The sequence below is a fragment of the Bacteroides sp. L10-4 genome (genome assembly GCF_013373675.1).
Taxonomy (GTDB): Bacteria; Bacteroidota; Bacteroidia; order Bacteroidales; family Bacteroidaceae; genus Bacteroides; species Bacteroides muris.
This window is the reverse complement of record NZ_JABXJH010000070.1, coordinates 1-15,617: the sequence shown is the minus strand read 5'-3', so window position 1 is coordinate 15,617 and position 15,617 is coordinate 1. Positions and strand designations below refer to the sequence as shown.

Below are 15,617 nucleotides of genomic sequence, written 5' to 3'. Positions count from 1 at the left end.
TTTAGGAAGTAGCTATACACTTCTGAAGAGTAGTTATGTCTATATACAAACTTACCCAAGGATACGTTAATGTTCGTAAACTTGGGTAAGATTTTATAGATATTGTTTGGAGAGGACTTAGAATTCATCCTCTTCTTTTATGTTCCATGTTATCAGTCAAACAGACTTCTGAACTTCTTGAATATCTTTTCTTTAATCGAAGTATTCGGCTTGAAGTTATCCGATGTCTCCATCTCTTCCAATGCTTTTTTCTCATCCTTACTCAGCGTTTCGGGTATATATACGCTGATGTTTGCCAATAAATCTCCCGTACCGTATCCGTTCACGTTGGGTAAACCTTTGCCGCGCAGGCGGAGTACTTTTCCCGGTTGCGTACCTGAGTCAATTTTTACTTTCACCTTTCCGTCAATAGTAGGAATTTCGACCGCACCACCTAAGGCAGCTGTCGGGAAACTGAGGAGCAAATTGTAAATCAAGTCGTTTTCGTCACGTATCAGGTTCGGATCTTGCTCTTCCTCTATAAGAATCAGCAGGTCGCCCGGCACACCGTTGTGCTTGCCTGCATTTCCTTTTCCTCCCATAGAGAGTTGCATGCCTTCTGCGACACCTTTCGGGATTTTTACGGTTACTACTTCTTCACCGTATACAATACCCTCACCGGCACACTCCTTACACTTGTTTTTGATGATTTTACCTTCACCGCCACAAGTCGGGCAAGTCGTTCTTGTTTGCATGGTGCCGAGTATGGTTTGCTGGTTACGGATTACCGTGCCGCTGCCGTTACAAGTCGGACATGTTTCAGCACCGCCGTCGCCTTCGGCTCCCGTACCATGACAGTGGGTACAAGGCACGTATTTCTTCAGCTTGAATTTCTTTTCCACACCGGTAGAGATTTCCTTGAGGTTCAGTTTTACCTTGACGCGCAAGTCCGAACCACGGTAGCGGCGTTGTTGTGTACCGCCGCCTCCGCCGAAACCTCCGAAACCTCCAAAACCTCCTCCACTGTGTCCGCCGAAGATATCACCGAACATGGAGAAGATGTCGTCCATGGACATACCTCCGCTGAAGCCGCCAAACGGACCGCCATTACCGGCGGCACCACCCAGTCCGGCATGACCGAACTGATCGTAGCGGGCACGCTTGTCCGGATTGCTTAGTACGTCATATGCCTCTGCCGCTTCCTTGAATTTTTCTTCGGCTGTTTTGTCGCCCGGATTCTTGTCCGGATGATATTGGATGGCTTTTTTGCGATAGGCTTTCTTTATTTCTTCTGCCGTTGCTGTCTTTTCGACTTCCAATACTTCGTAGTAATCTCTTTTTTCCATACAGTTTTATGTTATTCTCCGACTACCACTTTGGCATGACGGATCACTTTGTCGTTTAGGATGTAACCGGTTTGTACACAGTCCAGAATTTTGCCTTTCAGTTCTTCATTGGGTGCCGGAATCACGGCGATGGCTTCGTGATAGTCTGTGTCGAGCGGTTGTTCTTTTGTCTCTACCACTTTAACACCGTTTTGTCCCAGTACAGACATGAATTTGTTGTAGATAAGTTCAACACCTTCTTTTACGGCAGCTACGTCGGTGGCTGTTTCCATGTTTTTTAGGGCGCGTTCAAAGTCGTCCACAATGGGCAGGATGCTGCTGATACTTTTTTCACCACCGTTCAGGATAAGTTCTGCTTTCTCCTTCATGGTGCGTTTGCGGTAATTGTCGAACTCGGCAGATAAGCGCAGATATTTGTCCTTCTGCTCTTCAATCTGTTCATTTGCCTTTTCCAGTTCCTGGACGAGCTTTTCTTCTTCTGTCAGGGGAGCCTCGTTTTCTTGTGAAGCTTCTTGTCCTACGGTTTCTTCGTCACATTCGTTAGGAGTAGCTTGAGTTTTCAACTCCTCTTCCTGGTTGTTTTCTTTTTCTTTCGGATTCATATTGTTATGCTTGTTATTCTTGTAAAATGATTTTGCTTTCATTGCTGTTAAGGGTTTAAGTTAATATGATACCAGTGCCCCAGCAAAAACTTTGCCAAAACGGATGTTTTTGCCGAAAATGCTGCAAAGGTAATACTTTTATGCCAGATTGACAGCGCTTCCCAGTGTCTATTCATGGAAAAAATAACTATCTTTGAATAAGATAGGCGGTATCTTAGCAAAACTTTTTCATGCGAGCATGAAAGTTTTACGTTCAATTTGCACTATCTTTGCATTCGCAATTCGCAGACTAATTAGGTATTATATAGTAAATTGTAAATAAATAAATCGTAAATATAAAGATGATTACAGTCTCTAATGTCTCAGTACAGTTTGGTAAAAGAGTGTTGTTCAATGACGTAAACCTGAAGTTTACAAGTGGTAACTGTTATGGTATCATCGGTGCCAACGGTGCCGGAAAATCTACATTTTTGAAAGCGATTTCCGGGGAACTGGATCCTACGACGGGTTCCATCATGCTGGCTCCGGGAGAGCGTCTTTCCGTTTTAAGCCAGGACCACTTCAAGTGGGATGCTTTTACAGTGATGGACACAGTGATGATGGGACACACGGTGTTGTGGGACATCATGAAGCAGCGCGAAGTGCTGTATGCCAAAGAGGATTTCACGGACGAGGATGGATTGAAGGTTTCCGAATTGGAAGAGAAGTTTGCCGAGCTGGACGGATGGAATGCCGAAAGTGATGCCGCCGCCTTGCTGAGTGGCTTGGGTATCAAGGAAGACAAGCATTATCTGTTGATGGGTGAGTTGAACAATAAGGAAAAGGTGCGTGTCATGCTGGCACAGGCTCTTTATGGAAATCCGGACAACTTGCTGCTGGACGAGCCGACCAATGACTTGGACATGGAGACTGTGACCTGGCTGGAAGATTATTTGTCGAACTTTGAACACACTGTACTGGTTGTGAGTCATGACCGCCACTTCCTCGACTCCGTTTGTACGCATACGGTAGACATTGACTACGGAAAGATTAATCTTTTTGCCGGTAACTATAGCTTCTGGTACGAGTCCAGCCAGCTGGCGCTTCGTCAGCAGCAGAACCAGAAGGCAAAAGCCGAGGAGAAGAAAAAGGAATTGGAAGAGTTTATCCGCCGTTTCAGTGCCAATGTGGCAAAGAGCAAGCAGACTACCAGTCGCAAGAAGATGCTGGAGAAACTGAATGTGGAAGAAATCAAGCCATCGTCCCGTAAGTATCCGGGCATCATCTTTACGCCTGAGCGCGAACCGGGTAATCAGATACTGGAGGTTTCCGGTTTGACAAAGACGCTGGAAGATGGTACAGTGCTGTTCCGCGATGTCAACTTCAATGTAGAGAAGGGAGACAAGATTGTATTCCTTTCCCATGACCCGCGTGCCATGACTGCTCTGTTCGAGATTATCAACGGGAATATGAAACCGGATGCGGGTACCTTCAACTGGGGGGTGACTATTACTACCGCCTACCTGCCGCTAGACAATACTGCATTCTTTAATACAGACCTGAATCTGGTAGATTGGTTGAGCCAGTTCGGTGAGGGCAATGAAGTCTACATGAAGAGCTTCTTGGGACGTATGCTTTTCTCCGGAGAAGAAGTTTTGAAGAAGGCGAGCGTATTGTCGGGAGGGGAGAAAATGCGTTGTATGATTGCGCGCATGCAGCTTCGTAATGCCAACTGCCTGATTTTGGATACACCGACCAATCACCTCGACTTGGAATCCATTCAGGCATTCAACAATAACTTGAAGACCTATAGGGGCAATATTCTGTTCTCATCCCATGACCATGAGTTCATTCAGACGGTTGCCAACCGTATCATCGAGCTGACTCCGAACGGTATCATCGACAAGATGATGGAGTATGATGAATATATCACTTCGGACCACATTAAAGAGTTACGTGCACGTATGTACGCAGCTAAGTGATAACGCTAAGAACTAAATAAGCATATTTTAAATCGTTCCATCATGAGGAAAAAATCGTTCCACCATGGTGGAACGATTTTTTCGCCACGGTGGAACAATATTTCCGTTATGGAAGAACGATTCTTCCTCCGTATCTATTTTGCTACTGAACCATTATAAGCTGAATATCCGTATCTTTGTAGCAAAGAAAAAGACACTCCTTGATGGAATGGGACACTTTTCTAAAAGAATGATAGAATTAGGCGAAAAGGTCTATTCCACAGACCTGATAAATCGTGGCTGTCATTAATTAGGGAGCATGCCTTTGTTTTTGTAACTTTCCGTACTTGGCGATGATACTCCTCGACAGTATTGGTGGCATATAGTTATGAAATCTGCTTTACTTTTGCTGCCGACATGATGCGGAAAGAGAATAGGGAGCTTGTATTGCCTCCCATGTGCTGTACCAACATCTGACAGATGGGCAATCCTAGTCCGGTGCCTTGGGCAAAATTGTTGAGCTTGACAAAGTGGCCGAATACGCTCTCTTGCTTGTCTTGGGGAATACCGAGTCCCGTATCGGATACGTAGAAATAAAGCGGAGTAACATATTTAAATTGAAATGTTACTCCACTTCTCATTGAGATGTTGAAAGATGTGTTTTCAGGAGATTTAGTTATTTTCTTTTTTAATGTCTATGGACATGAACCGTTCACCGTCATATAGACTTTTGACACGGATGTTCACTCCTTTTTTATCTTTCAGCTGTTCTGCTATATTGGCCAGCTTGAAGGAGGCCAGTCCGGTGCCCAGTGTGAGCTGGCTGTCATTGTAGGCATTGTGGCGGAATTCGAGATTTACGTAATCCGGTTTGTCGTTTTCGCCGGCGGATGCTTCGTTGATGATCAGGTTCAGCATGTGCTTCTTGTCCTTGTTATTGCTGTGGTAGAATTGGTATTTGATGTTCAGATACTCGCCCGTAATCCATAAATCCGTAGCGTTGATGTTGTCGTCGCCGATACTGTCCGCCTTTTCGGCAGGCATGGAGTAGATGTCTTTGGTCAGAATGTTCTCTATGTGCTTTATTTGGGCATTGTATTCGTAGCCCGGAAGTTTCTCCTCCAGTTCGTGGAAGTAGATGAAAGTTCTCTGTCCGTCTATTACGGCATAGTTGTGAACATAGGTTGTGTCACTGGGATATAGTTTACTTCCTTCGTCCAGTGAGAAATAGTAGTCCTTTCCTTCAATGACCTTCACCGTGCCTACGGCGAACAAAGCATTTTTGTCATCCCAATCGTCCAGACATGACTGCAATACAGCGGCAGTAAGAAATAAAAGCACGGATGTTGCCAATGTCATTCTCAGTTTCTTCATAAGTGGTAGGTTTTAGCTCTTTTTCTGTTTAAAACTTATTTTTGTACTCAGAAAATGCGGTGAAAAACTAAATACTGCGTAGTATATTGTTAAAGAAATGAAAGTATGATTTTCTTCTCTGTCTGATGCAGTAATTTTGTATCAGTTGCATTTTTAAGGTAAAACACGTGTTAAAAGAAAGAATGGAAGAACAGGAATTGGCAGAACACTGTAGACAAGGAGACAATCTTGCCCGCAAAGAACTGTATGAGCGCTATGCGGGACGCATGTTCAGCGTATGCCTCCGTTATGCAGGTAGCCAGGAGACTGCTCAAGACCTGATGCATGACGGTTTTCTGAAACTTTTTGATTCTTTCGATAAGTTCACTTGGCGGGGAGAGGGTTCTCTGCGGGCATGGATGGAACGCGTAATGGTGAATACGGTATTGCAATATTTGCGGAAAAATGATGTGATGAATCAGTCATTGCCCTTGGAGAATGCACCCGAAGCTTATGAGGAACCGGAAGGTTCGTCAATAGATGCCGTTCCTCAAAAGGTATTGATGCAGTTTATCAGTGAATTGCCTGCCGGCTACCGTACCGTATTCAACTTATATATTTTTGAAGAGAAATCCCATAAGGAGATTGCTCGACTATTGGGAATTAATGAAAAATCCTCTGCCTCGCAGTTGACGCGTGCTAAAGCGACTTTAGCGGCAAAAGTACGTGAGTGGATAAAAAGAAATGATTAAATGAAGGAACGTATGGAAGATGAATTGTGGTTGGAAAAGATAAAAGACAAGCTGAAAGACTATTCCGAACCGTTGCCGGTTGCCGGATGGGAGCGGTTGGAGAAGGAATTGTCCGTTTCCGGAACTCCGATAGCCAGACCGCATAAGATGATACCTTTCCACCGCTGGGCGGTGGCTACGGCAGCAGTGTTGTTGGCGGCAGTATCGTCCGTCAGTCTGTGGCTGTTGCAGAGCCCGATAGGTAATGAAATGCGGCATACGTCAGTGCCTGCCTGGGCTGTGGTTCCAGACGTCTTGCCGGAACAGATGTTACCTGCTGTACGGACTAATTCCGTAGAACCTGCTTATCGGGCATATGGAAATGTATCGGCATCCGAGAAGGAGGCAAGTCGCCCTTTGGTTGCACGACATGTCGGAATATGGGTTAACGAAGAACAGAGGGAGGAAATGTTTCCGGATGAAACGGCAGATGAGACTGCCGGTGTCGGACAACAGACAGAGGAGCTGCTAGTGGAAGATGCGGGCCATGAAACCACAATGCCGACAGAGGAACCGGAGAGGACAAGGGAAGACCGCTACCGTCCGTCCGGGCGAGACAAACTGCATCTTCCGGAAAGAAACAGTTCTGGCAGGGATGCTAAAGGATGGGCAGTGGGTTTGTGCGTAGGAAACACGGGAGGCTTTTCGTTGGTTAATGAAGGGGAGGCGAATGTCATGTCGAATAGCATGCCTGAAAGTCCTATTTATGGCGGTAATGTGGATTTGTCCTCTACGGCCAATGGTATTGTTACCATCCCCGATGGGCAGGAACTGGTTTTCAAGGACGGTATGCCCTATCTTCAAAGGCATAAGAAAAAGATTGCGGACATTGACCACAAGCAGCCGCTCAACTTCGGAATTTCGGTACGTAAAAATTTGGCGAAAGGCTTCTCTGTGGAAAGTGGGCTGACGTATACTTATCTTGCTTCTGACGTAAGATATGAGGGCAGCTCGGAAAAGATAAGCCAAAAGCTGCATTATATTGGCATCCCGGTACGGGCCAATTGGAACTTTGTAAATACGAAGAACTTTGCGATGTATGTTTCGGCGGGTGGTGCCATTGAAAAATGTGTGTATGGCAAGATTGGTACTGAGAGTGAAACAGTGAAACCGGTACAGCTTTCTGTCATGGGTGCTGTCGGTGCTCAGTATAACATAAACGATAGGGTGGGCTTGTATGTGGAGCCGGGAGTATCCTATTTCTTTGATGACGGTTCGTCTATACAGACCATACGCAAGGAGAACCCGTGTAACTTTACGCTGCAGGCCGGCATACGTCTTACTTATTGATGGCAAGCGGATGGGCAGGACAGACATGTTTTTGTCTACTTTCCTGCCGATTCAGAATCTTCTTAATAACTTTCGGCCGTGTTTCTCTTCGTTGGTGGATGAAGGGACACGGCTTTTTACTGAGAATCCGTGCTTCCGTTAACGGTACAGACGAGTAAGATAACCTTGATAGGAGGACTATCAACATCCCAGTACGATATGGCAGGTGCTTTGCTGCCACTACAGACCGGAACAAAGTGGTGACCTTGTATGTAGGCTGCTGAGGCTTCGGATGTCATTATCGTGACAGTGGGCGAGAGATTCGGTCAAGACGGTGTTTCGTCTTTATGGTAGGCGGCAGTAGTGACGATGTGCGGCAGATTACCTATGACTTGAAAGAATAGGATTCTTGTCCTATAGAGGAAAGGCTGTTCGGAACCATATCCGGACAGCCTTGTTTTGGGGGACTTTTCAGTTGGTTACAACATTCGTGAAATATTCTTTGAACACTTTTTCTGCTCGTGCCAACTGTTCCGGGCTGTTTTCTTTCACTTCTTTCAGTTTATACTCCCATCCCATGGCTTCGTATTTATGAACGCCCAGACGGTGGTAAGGAAGAATTTCTACCCGCTGTATCTGCTGGTATTTGGCAAGACTTTCGCCCAGCAGGCGTATGTCTTCTTCCGAGTCGCTGTAACCGGGAACCAGTACATAGCGCAACCAGAAGGGACGCTCATGCTCTTCTAGCCAGGCAGCAGTGCAGAGTGTCTGTTCGTTGCTTCGTCCCGTCAGCATGCGGTGGCGTTCGGGATTGAATTGCTTGATGTCCAGCAACACGAGGTCGGTCAGGCTGAAGAGTTCTTCCACTTTTTCATTCCAGATACCTCCGTTACTGTCCAGGCAGATGTGGATGCCGTTTGCCTTCAGTTCTTTGAAAAGAGGAATCAGTGCTTCTGCTTGCAAGGTAGGCTCGCCGCCGGAGAAAGTAATACCTCCTTTCTTCCCGAAGAATGCCTTTTGACTGACTGCCATTTGCAGAATCTCTTCCGGAGTGGTAGGGGTACCGCCTTTCACGTCGATAGTGTCCGGATTGGCGCAATACAGACAACGGAACAAACATCCTTGCAGGAAAACGACGAGCCGGAGACCCGGCCCGTCGAATGTTCCCATACTTTCGTAGGAGTGTACATTTATCATATTACATTCTTTCGTGGAATGAACGGCTGATGACTTCCAACTGATGCTCGCGGCTCAATTTCACGAAGTTCACGGCGTAGCCGGAAACACGGATTGTGAGTTGCGGGTACTTTTCGGGATGCTCCATGGCATCTTCCAGCATCTCGCGGTTCAGTACGTTTACGTTCAAGTGGTGGGCACCTTTGGTGAAGTAGCCGTCCATCATGGTTACCAGGTTCTCTACACGTTCTTCCGGTGTCGGGCCCAGTGATTTGGGAACGATGGAGAAAGTATTGCTGATACCATCCTGCGAGTCGCGGTAGCGCAATTTGGCTACGGAACTCAAGGAAGCGATGGCACCGTTCTTGTCACGCCCGTGCATGGGGTTGGCACCCGGAGCAAACGCAACGCCTTTGGCGCGTCCGTCTGGAGTGGCACCGGTCTTTTTGCCGTACATTACGTTGGAGGTGATAGTCAGCAAGGAGAGGGTAGGACGGGCGTTCTTGTAGACGGGCAGCTTTTTTAGTTCTTCGCTGAAGTAGTATACTAAATCCACGCCGAGGTGATCTACACGGTCATCGTTATTACCAAAGCAAGGGAAAGAACCTTCCATATCAAAGCCCTCTGTCAGACCAATGTCATTACGGCGGGCGGTGACTTTGGCATATTTGATGGCAGAGAGGGAGTCGATGGCGATGGAAAGTCCTGCCACACCGTAAGCCAGATTGATGCGCGGGTCGGTATCTATGAATGCCATCTGAGCCTTTTCGTAGTAATACTTGTCATGCATGTAGTGAATAATGTTCATGGCTTCGTTGTATACGCGGGCAATTTCAGTCAGTACCTTCTTGTAGTTGGCCATTACTTCCTCGAACTTCAGCGTGTTGCCGGTCAATACAGGAATACCTTTCACCATGACGGTTCCGGTATTTTCGCAACGTCCGCCGTTGATGGCGAGCAGCAATGCTTTGGCTAGGTTGGCACGTGCGCCGAAGAACTGGATTTGCTTTCCGATGGCTTGGTAAGATACACAACAGGCGATACCATAATCGTCGCAGTTGCGCACTTCGCGCATCAGGTTATCATTCTCGTATTGGATAGAGCTTGTGTCTACGGAAACTTTGGCACAGAAATCCTTGAAGCCTTCCGGCAATTCCGGGCTCCAAAGTACCGTCATGTTCGGTTCGGGAGAGGGACCGAGATTGTATAGGGTTTGCAGAAAACGGAAAGAGGTTTTGGTCACTTTCACGCGTCCGTCGTTGAAACGGCCGCCAATGGCTTCGGTCACCCAAGTCGGGTCTCCGGCAAAGATGTCATTGTACGACTGCATACGCAGATGGCGTACCATGCGCAGCTTGATGACGAACTGGTCTATCAGTTCCTGTGCAAAAGTTTCGTCAATCTTGCCGTGAGCCAAATCATATTCGATAAAGATGTCGAGGAATGAAGAAACGTTGCCCAATGACATGGCAGCACCGTCCTGTTCTTTCACGGCAGCCAGATAAGCCATATATACCCATTGCACAGCTTCTTGCGCTGATGTTGCGGGGCGGCTGAGGTCGAGTCCGTAGTATTCGCCCATCACTTTGATGTCTTTCAGGGCCTTGATTTGCTCTGATACTTCTTCACGCAGACGGATACGGGCTTCGGTCATGGGACCTGTCAGATTGCGCAAGTCTTCTTGCTTGGCTTCGATAAGCCGGTCGATGCCGTAGAGTGCCAGACGACGGTAGTCACCGATGATACGTCCGCGAGCATAGTTGTCGGGAAGACCGGTCAGGAATCCCAATGAACGGAAGGAACGGATTTCTTCGGTATATACATCGAATACGCCGTCGTTATGTGTTTTGCGGTAATGGGTGAAGATGTCTTTTACTCTATCGTCCACTTCCACTCCGTTTTCACGGCATGCCTTTGCTACCACGTTGATGCCTCCGAAAGGTTTGATGGAACGTTTCAACAGTTCGTCAGTCTGCAAACCGACAATAAGTTCATTGTCTTTATCAATATACCCGGCCTTGTGAGAAGTGATGGTAGACACGGTGGTATTGTCTAGTGAGCGGACGCCATTGTTGTTTCTTTCTTCTTCAAGAGCCTTCAGACAGATGTCCCAGATACGTTTGGTACGTTCGGTAGGTCCCTGCAAGAAGGATGCATCCCCGGTATAGGGTGCGATGTTTCTACTGACGAAGTCACTGACATTGATTTCTTTGCTCCAAAGCCCATTGGTAAAGGTTTTGTTCAATTCCATAAAATTTGTTTTTGTTAGTAGGTTAGATAATGTTATCCTTTAGAGCGTGCAAAAATACTGAATAAATTCCGTAATTTTATAAGAGAGATTACCCTTTTTATGTTGAACAGTATAAAATAACTGTCATTAGGTAGTGAATGTCTGTGGAAGTGGAGATGTTAATACTTTCTTTAATATATGGTTTATGAACAGAACAAGAATCGGATAATAATCTGCATTATTTACAAATGATGTAGGTTTAAGGAACAGTCGTATTCTGAACCTAATTCAGTCGTATAGTGAATGCCATTCAGTCGTATACTGAATAGGGTTCAATCGTATACTGAATGTGGGTCTTTGTAAGTGTGTTGATAATCAGTCGGTTGTAGAATGTTATATTGTCTTTGGTACATTTTAACAAATAGTCTAAATGCTGTTATGCTGGTTTCGTAGTGGGTATGAACAAGAATTTTGCTATAATTGCTCTTTTTTTGTGCAGAAAAGTTTGTAGAATAAAAAATGATTTGTACCTTTGCATCGCTTTAAGAGAAAAGCTCTTCTTGAAAGAGGAGTTTGGAGAGGTGGCAGAGTGGTCGATTGCGGCGGTCTTGAAAACCGTTGTACTGCGAGGTACCCGGGGTTCGAATCCCTGTCTCTCCGCTGAACTTACTGGACAGAAATGGACAGTAAACGGACAAAAAGCTACAAATCAATGATTTGTGGCTTTTTTTATTACCCGAAAGTCCTGCTTCCAAGACTTCAAATGTACGGTAAAAGACAAAGTTTCGTTACTAAATCGTTACCTATTCCCCACCGGACAAAAACGGTAACGATTTGTCCATAAATGACCTGATAATGACTTGATTAGTCCATAGTCTGCATAACTCAAAAACGAGAGGTAAAAAGTAATTTTGCAACTAAAAAAAGTGAGTTATGAAATCGACATTCAAGGTTCTTTTTTATTTGAAGAAAGGTTCTGAAAAGAAAAACGGCGAGGTAATGATTATGGCACGTATCACCATTGACGGCAAACAGTGCCAGTTCAGTACGAAACAGAGCATCCAGCCCGGTAACTGGAGCATTGCCGCAGGCAAAGCCAAAGGCAGGGATGCCGGAAGAATAAACGCCCTGCTGGACGACATACGTTCTTCCCTGAACACCATTTACCACGAAATGCAGCGGCGTGACAACTACGTGACCGCCGAGAAAGTAAAGAACGAGTTCTTGGGACACAGCGAGAGCCACGAAACAATCCTTTCATTGTTCCAAAAACACAATGACGATGTGAAGCAACTTGTGGGCATATCCAAGACGATAGCGACCTACCGCAAGTATGAAGTGACCCGCCGCCACCTCGCTGAATTTATCCAAAGCAAGTACAACGTATCGGACATATCCATAAAGGAGATAAGCCCGATGTTCATTACCGATTTTGAGTTGTATTTGCGTACCGCCTGCAAGTGCGGTTACAACACCACCGCCAAGTTCATGCAGTTCTTCAAGCGCATCATCATCATTGCCCGCAACAACGGCATACTGGTGGGTGACCCGTTCGCCAGCTACAAAATCCGGCTGGAAAAAGTGGATAGGGGCTACTTGACGGAGGACGAGATAAAAATTATCCTTAAAAAGAAAATGGTTTCCGAACGGCTGGAACACGTCAGGGACTTGTTCGTCTTTTCCTGTTTCTGCGGTTTGGCTTACAGCGATGTCGCCAACTTGCGGCAGGAGAATATCCAAAAGTCCTTTGACGGCAACCTTTGGATAATCACCAAGCGGGTAAAGACCAACACGGACGTTAATGTTCCCCTGCTGGATATTCCTAAGATGATTTTGAAGAAGTACAAGGGCAAGTTGCCGGACGGCAAGATACTTCCCGTAATCAGCAATCAGAAGCTAAACGCCTACTTGAAAGAGATTGCCGATATTTGCGGTATTAAAAAGAACCTGACATTCCACCTTGCCCGCCACACGTTCGCCACGACCACCACGCTGTCAAAGGGCGTACCCATTGAAACGGTGTCCAAGATGCTGGGACACACAAATATAGAAACTACGCAAATTTACGCCCGCATCACCAACAGCAAGATAGGCAGCGATATGCAGGGGCTTGACAAGAAGTTTGTCGGCATCGAGAAAATTTACAAGGAAGTCGCCATGTGAGTTTTTAGTTACCTATATACTGTTGGTAACAGAACAGGTAACGATTTCGGTAACGAAATTCCACCTAACAAACTATATCCCAATAAAGTACATTCTTTCACCTTGCGGGCAGTCCACCGACTACCCGCATTTTTTATATCCTTTTCCCACTGGCACATTCCCCGAAACGCCAGCCGTGCGTGGCATGGCTGACTGTATTTCGTGAAAAGAGCCGTTGGAAACCCGCACAAGCGTACCGCAAGGTAAACTTGCCATACCCTTGCCTTTCCCACCCGCATGGAGTGTTCCCTAAAAGATGAAAGAGAACAGGCACTTTTCCCCAGTTTCCCTATCTGTAAATCTTCCTCTTACGCAGTCCCCCAGCCGGGACAGTCGTTTTAATCATTTCAATAGGCAAAGGTAGTTACGTGTTCTTCACGATTTTGCAAGGTCGAGCCGTTCCGGTTTGGCGAAAAAATCTTCCCTGCCTTGCGAGGTATTTTTTGCCCAAAACCTTGCAAACTCTAAACACTACCCTTTTGAGCCTATGTGAAACGAAAACGACCGACCCGACCGGAAGACGCATAAAAAAAAAGTCGGATTTACGGAAAACAGGAAAAAAGTTCAGTGAAACTTCAACTCCCTCACCTCTCGAATCCGCATAAAATTAAAAACTTAAAAATTACAGCAATATGGAAGCAACGACATTATCAGCAGCAAGCGTTTATGTAGGCACTTACGCCAAGTACAACAACGGTTCATTGTCCGGCGCATGGCTCGACCTTTCGGATTATTCGGACAAGGAAGAATTTTACGAAGCCTGCCGGGAACTTCACAAGGACGAGGAAGATGCGGAATATATGTTTCAGGACTGGGAGAACGTGCCGGAGGGCTTAATCGGCGAAAGCTGGATTTCTGAAAACTTCTTCGCCTTGCGTGATGCGGTGGAAGATTTGAGCGACACCGAGCAGGAAGCCTTTTTCGTGTGGTGTAACTATAAAAGCCATGATTTAGGCGAGGAAGATGCGGACGACCTTGTACGTGATTTCCGGGATGAATATCAAGGGGAATATGACGATGAAGAAGATTTCGCCTATGAAATTATAGAAGAATGTTACGACCTGCCGGAGTTCGCAAAGACCTATTTCGATTATGAAAAGTTTGCCCGTGACCTGTTCATGTGCGATTACTGGTTTGATGACGGCTTTGTGTTCCGTGCGGCATAACAACCAATCCGGGCGGGGTGTCAAAGCCCTGCCCGCTAAAAACAACCAAGTTTATAACCATAAAAGAATAAGACATCATGCAGTCACTTAACAAAAACGGGGTAAGCATCACCCAAACACCGGGAGAGGAAAAGTTTGTCAAATGCCGTTTGAGCGCATTTAAGGGACAGACATTTTACCAGTACGATTACCGCTATACCGATATGGAACTTTTCAGCACGGTAGCCAAAACGCTGGACGAGTGCCGCCGTAGGCGTGACGAATGGCTGGCGAAGAAAGAACAGAGTAATAACAAGTAAATTTTAGGGATATGAAAACGACAGAAGTAAACAGGGAACTAATCGGCAGGCGTTGCGAGTGCATTTTTACGGGCTTAATGGTAACGGGCGTTATCGAGGACACGGAAGAAAACGAACACACTAAGGAGGTAAAAGTACGCTTCGACCGCCCGCACCAGTGGGGCGATGATTTATATAATGATGTGTGGGCGTGGGGGCGTAAAATTGACGAGTTCGGCACGTTGCGCCATTTACAACTGCTGGAGGACAAACCGGACTTTCAGACAATGACGGTAGTTTTCGGTGAGCCAATCAGCCAAATAGACCGCAGTGTTTTTGAAGATGTTGCAACGTGGGGTGTCTGTTCCCTGCAAGGCTGGGTAAACAGCTATGAAAGTGTCAGGTTTGTAGCCATAGACGACCATACGGCGGTCATAACGGGCGAATATAACATGGAACAGGTAAAGGTGTGGTTAGAGAAATACACGTCCATAAAGAGCCTTAAAATCAGTTGATAGAGAACGGCGGCTGTTTGCCGCCGTTACTTTCTTCCGTGAGCCTGCCAGCGGGTGAAGAAAGTAACAAAGAAGCCGCTCGTTTCCCTATCATGGAAACAGCCCGCCGATGCTTCCCGGCGGGCTGTCTGCCCAATATTTACGCTTTGCGTATCATTGCGTATAAGGCTGGTATATATCCTAACGAACAGCCGCATGGCTATTCCGATTTTTCATCCTCACTGTTGTCATTATTGAACGAGAACGAAAGTTGCTGCATCTGTCCGAAGCTGTCGATAATATAAATGTCAATCGTCTGCTGGTCGGTCGATGCGGAAGTGTAATAGAGCCTGAATGTTTCTTTCTCCAGCGGGTAAAGGTCATTGGGCAGGAACACCGTGCCGTTGTCCATTTCCAGCTTCCCTTTGCCGTCCGGCTGAAAATAGCGTATCTGATAGGTAGTCGGCTGGTAATAACCGCCACGCACCAACTGGCAGCGTATTTCAGCGGTTTCACCTACTTTCAGTTTTTTGGGTACTGGCAGCGTTTCTATGCTGAACGGGTACGCCTGCTGAATATCCAAACTGTCATTACAGGCGGTGACAAGTACAAGGGCGGCCACGATGTAGCAGCCCATGATGATTTTATACATTACATTCTTCATATAAGTAATTCAGAAAAATAAATGAACATATCAGGCTCTTTTGGAGAAGTTGATAAAGTGGGATTTGCCCAGCCCCGCCAGGCCTCGATTGACAGCGTAGAACAGATTGTCAGTCGAGACATAATCC

General features: G+C 46.2%; 15 protein-coding genes, 1 tRNA gene and 1 pseudogene. 9 read left to right on the top strand and 8 right to left on the bottom strand.

The window, feature by feature from the left end:
- Window positions 1-152: 152 nt before the first annotated feature.
- Window positions 153-1,325 (bottom strand): molecular chaperone DnaJ, encoded by a 1,173-nt coding sequence (dnaJ, locus tag HU824_RS17140; RefSeq protein ID WP_176469490.1) that lies wholly within the window; start codon window positions 1,323-1,325, stop codon window positions 153-155.
- An 11-nt stretch (window positions 1,326-1,336) separates the two neighbouring features.
- Window positions 1,337-1,969, bottom strand: a complete 633-nt coding sequence (locus HU824_RS17135; RefSeq protein WP_136009236.1) for a nucleotide exchange factor GrpE — start codon at window positions 1,967-1,969, stop codon at window positions 1,337-1,339.
- A 299-nt stretch (window positions 1,970-2,268) separates the two neighbouring features.
- On the opposite strand from HU824_RS17135, the gene HU824_RS17130 reads away from it, so the two are divergent.
- Both HU824_RS17130 and HU824_RS17125 read left to right on the top strand, forming a co-directional pair.
- A complete protein-coding gene (locus HU824_RS17130; RefSeq protein ID WP_136009235.1) occupies window positions 2,269-3,888 on the top strand; it encodes an ABC-F family ATP-binding cassette domain-containing protein in 1,620 nt (539 codons plus the stop codon).
- 64 nt (window positions 3,889-3,952) lie between these two features.
- On the top strand, window positions 3,953-4,177 hold the full coding sequence (locus HU824_RS17125) for a hypothetical protein (protein ID WP_136009234.1): 225 nt from the start codon (window positions 3,953-3,955) through the stop codon (window positions 4,175-4,177).
- A gap of 139 nt (window positions 4,178-4,316) precedes the next feature.
- Here the strand turns inward: HU824_RS17125 and HU824_RS19970 are convergent.
- Both HU824_RS19970 and HU824_RS17115 read right to left on the bottom strand, forming a co-directional pair.
- Window positions 4,317-4,466, bottom strand: a pseudogene (locus HU824_RS19970) (sensor histidine kinase); the annotation flags it as partial.
- A 73-nt stretch (window positions 4,467-4,539) separates the two neighbouring features.
- The gene (locus HU824_RS17115) at window positions 4,540-5,241 is read right to left on the bottom strand and encodes a NigD-like protein (protein WP_176469489.1); all 702 of its coding nucleotides are present in this window, start codon (window positions 5,239-5,241) and stop codon (window positions 4,540-4,542) included.
- Between the two features lie 182 nt (window positions 5,242-5,423).
- On the opposite strand from HU824_RS17115, the gene HU824_RS17110 reads away from it, so the two are divergent.
- Together HU824_RS17110 and HU824_RS17105 are read left to right on the top strand one after the other, a co-directional pair.
- A complete protein-coding gene (locus HU824_RS17110) occupies window positions 5,424-5,972 on the top strand; it encodes an RNA polymerase sigma factor (protein ID WP_176469488.1) in 549 nt (182 codons plus the stop codon).
- Window positions 5,973-7,301 (top strand): porin family protein, encoded by a 1,329-nt coding sequence (locus HU824_RS17105; RefSeq protein WP_176469487.1) that lies wholly within the window; start codon window positions 5,973-5,975, stop codon window positions 7,299-7,301.
- A 450-nt stretch (window positions 7,302-7,751) separates the two neighbouring features.
- Here HU824_RS17105 and pflA read toward each other — a convergent pair whose 3' ends face one another.
- The gene (pflA, locus tag HU824_RS17100) at window positions 7,752-8,477 is read right to left on the bottom strand and encodes a pyruvate formate-lyase-activating protein (protein WP_136009230.1); all 726 of its coding nucleotides are present in this window, start codon (window positions 8,475-8,477) and stop codon (window positions 7,752-7,754) included.
- 1 nt (window position 8,478) lies between these two features.
- Window positions 8,479-10,707, bottom strand: a complete 2,229-nt coding sequence (gene pflB, locus HU824_RS17095; protein WP_176469486.1) for a formate C-acetyltransferase — start codon at window positions 10,705-10,707, stop codon at window positions 8,479-8,481.
- A gap of 554 nt (window positions 10,708-11,261) precedes the next feature.
- Here pflB and HU824_RS17090 point away from each other — a divergent pair.
- The 5 genes from HU824_RS17090 (at window position 11,262) to HU824_RS17070 (ending at window position 14,847) form a co-directional block, all read left to right on the top strand.
- A tRNA-Ser gene (locus tag HU824_RS17090) sits at window positions 11,262-11,346 on the top strand.
- A gap of 273 nt (window positions 11,347-11,619) precedes the next feature.
- Window positions 11,620-12,849, top strand: a complete 1,230-nt coding sequence (locus HU824_RS17085; protein WP_176469485.1) for a site-specific integrase — start codon at window positions 11,620-11,622, stop codon at window positions 12,847-12,849.
- Between the two features lie 671 nt (window positions 12,850-13,520).
- The gene (locus HU824_RS17080; protein WP_176469484.1) at window positions 13,521-14,054 is read left to right on the top strand and encodes an antirestriction protein ArdA; all 534 of its coding nucleotides are present in this window, start codon (window positions 13,521-13,523) and stop codon (window positions 14,052-14,054) included.
- Window positions 14,055-14,131: 77 nt separating this feature from the next.
- Window positions 14,132-14,353, top strand: a complete 222-nt coding sequence (locus tag HU824_RS17075; protein WP_176469483.1) for a DUF3873 domain-containing protein — start codon at window positions 14,132-14,134, stop codon at window positions 14,351-14,353.
- A gap of 11 nt (window positions 14,354-14,364) precedes the next feature.
- Window positions 14,365-14,847, top strand: coding sequence for a hypothetical protein (locus tag HU824_RS17070; protein WP_176469482.1), 483 nt, complete (start codon window positions 14,365-14,367; stop codon window positions 14,845-14,847).
- A gap of 26 nt (window positions 14,848-14,873) precedes the next feature.
- On the opposite strand, the gene HU824_RS17065 is transcribed toward HU824_RS17070, so the two are convergent.
- Window positions 14,874-15,044, bottom strand: coding sequence for a hypothetical protein (locus tag HU824_RS17065; protein ID WP_176469481.1), 171 nt, complete (start codon window positions 15,042-15,044; stop codon window positions 14,874-14,876).
- 2 nt (window positions 15,045-15,046) lie between these two features.
- Window positions 15,047-15,490, bottom strand: coding sequence for a DUF3872 domain-containing protein (locus HU824_RS17060; RefSeq protein WP_176469480.1), 444 nt, complete (start codon window positions 15,488-15,490; stop codon window positions 15,047-15,049).
- Between the last annotated feature and the right edge of the window lie 127 nt (window positions 15,491-15,617).

Excerpts from the sequence above, each read along its gene's own strand:
- HU824_RS17080 (WP_176469484.1), top strand. The coding sequence starts at position 13,521 with ATGGAAGCAACGACATTATCAGCAGCAAGCGTTTATGTAGGCACTTAC.
- HU824_RS17130 (WP_136009235.1), top strand. The coding sequence starts at position 2,269 with ATGATTACAGTCTCTAATGTCTCAGTACAGTTTGGTAAAAGAGTGTTG.
- HU824_RS17105 (WP_176469487.1), top strand. The coding sequence starts at position 5,973 with ATGAAGGAACGTATGGAAGATGAATTGTGGTTGGAAAAGATAAAAGAC.
- pflA (WP_136009230.1), bottom strand. The coding sequence starts at position 8,477 with ATGATAAATGTACACTCCTACGAAAGTATGGGAACATTCGACGGGCCG.
- HU824_RS17075 (WP_176469483.1), top strand. The coding sequence starts at position 14,132 with ATGCAGTCACTTAACAAAAACGGGGTAAGCATCACCCAAACACCGGGA.
- dnaJ (WP_176469490.1), bottom strand. The coding sequence starts at position 1,325 with ATGGAAAAAAGAGATTACTACGAAGTATTGGAAGTCGAAAAGACAGCA.
- HU824_RS17085 (WP_176469485.1), top strand. The coding sequence starts at position 11,620 with ATGAAATCGACATTCAAGGTTCTTTTTTATTTGAAGAAAGGTTCTGAA.
- HU824_RS17065 (WP_176469481.1), bottom strand. The coding sequence starts at position 15,044 with ATGCGGCTGTTCGTTAGGATATATACCAGCCTTATACGCAATGATACG.
- HU824_RS17135 (WP_136009236.1), bottom strand. The coding sequence starts at position 1,969 with ATGAAAGCAAAATCATTTTACAAGAATAACAAGCATAACAATATGAAT.
- pflB (WP_176469486.1), bottom strand. The coding sequence starts at position 10,707 with ATGGAATTGAACAAAACCTTTACCAATGGGCTTTGGAGCAAAGAAATC.
- HU824_RS17115 (WP_176469489.1), bottom strand. The coding sequence starts at position 5,241 with ATGAAGAAACTGAGAATGACATTGGCAACATCCGTGCTTTTATTTCTT.
- HU824_RS17125 (WP_136009234.1), top strand. The coding sequence starts at position 3,953 with ATGGTGGAACGATTTTTTCGCCACGGTGGAACAATATTTCCGTTATGG.
- HU824_RS17060 (WP_176469480.1), bottom strand. The coding sequence starts at position 15,490 with ATGAAGAATGTAATGTATAAAATCATCATGGGCTGCTACATCGTGGCC.
- HU824_RS17070 (WP_176469482.1), top strand. The coding sequence starts at position 14,365 with ATGAAAACGACAGAAGTAAACAGGGAACTAATCGGCAGGCGTTGCGAG.
- HU824_RS17110 (WP_176469488.1), top strand. The coding sequence starts at position 5,424 with ATGGAAGAACAGGAATTGGCAGAACACTGTAGACAAGGAGACAATCTT.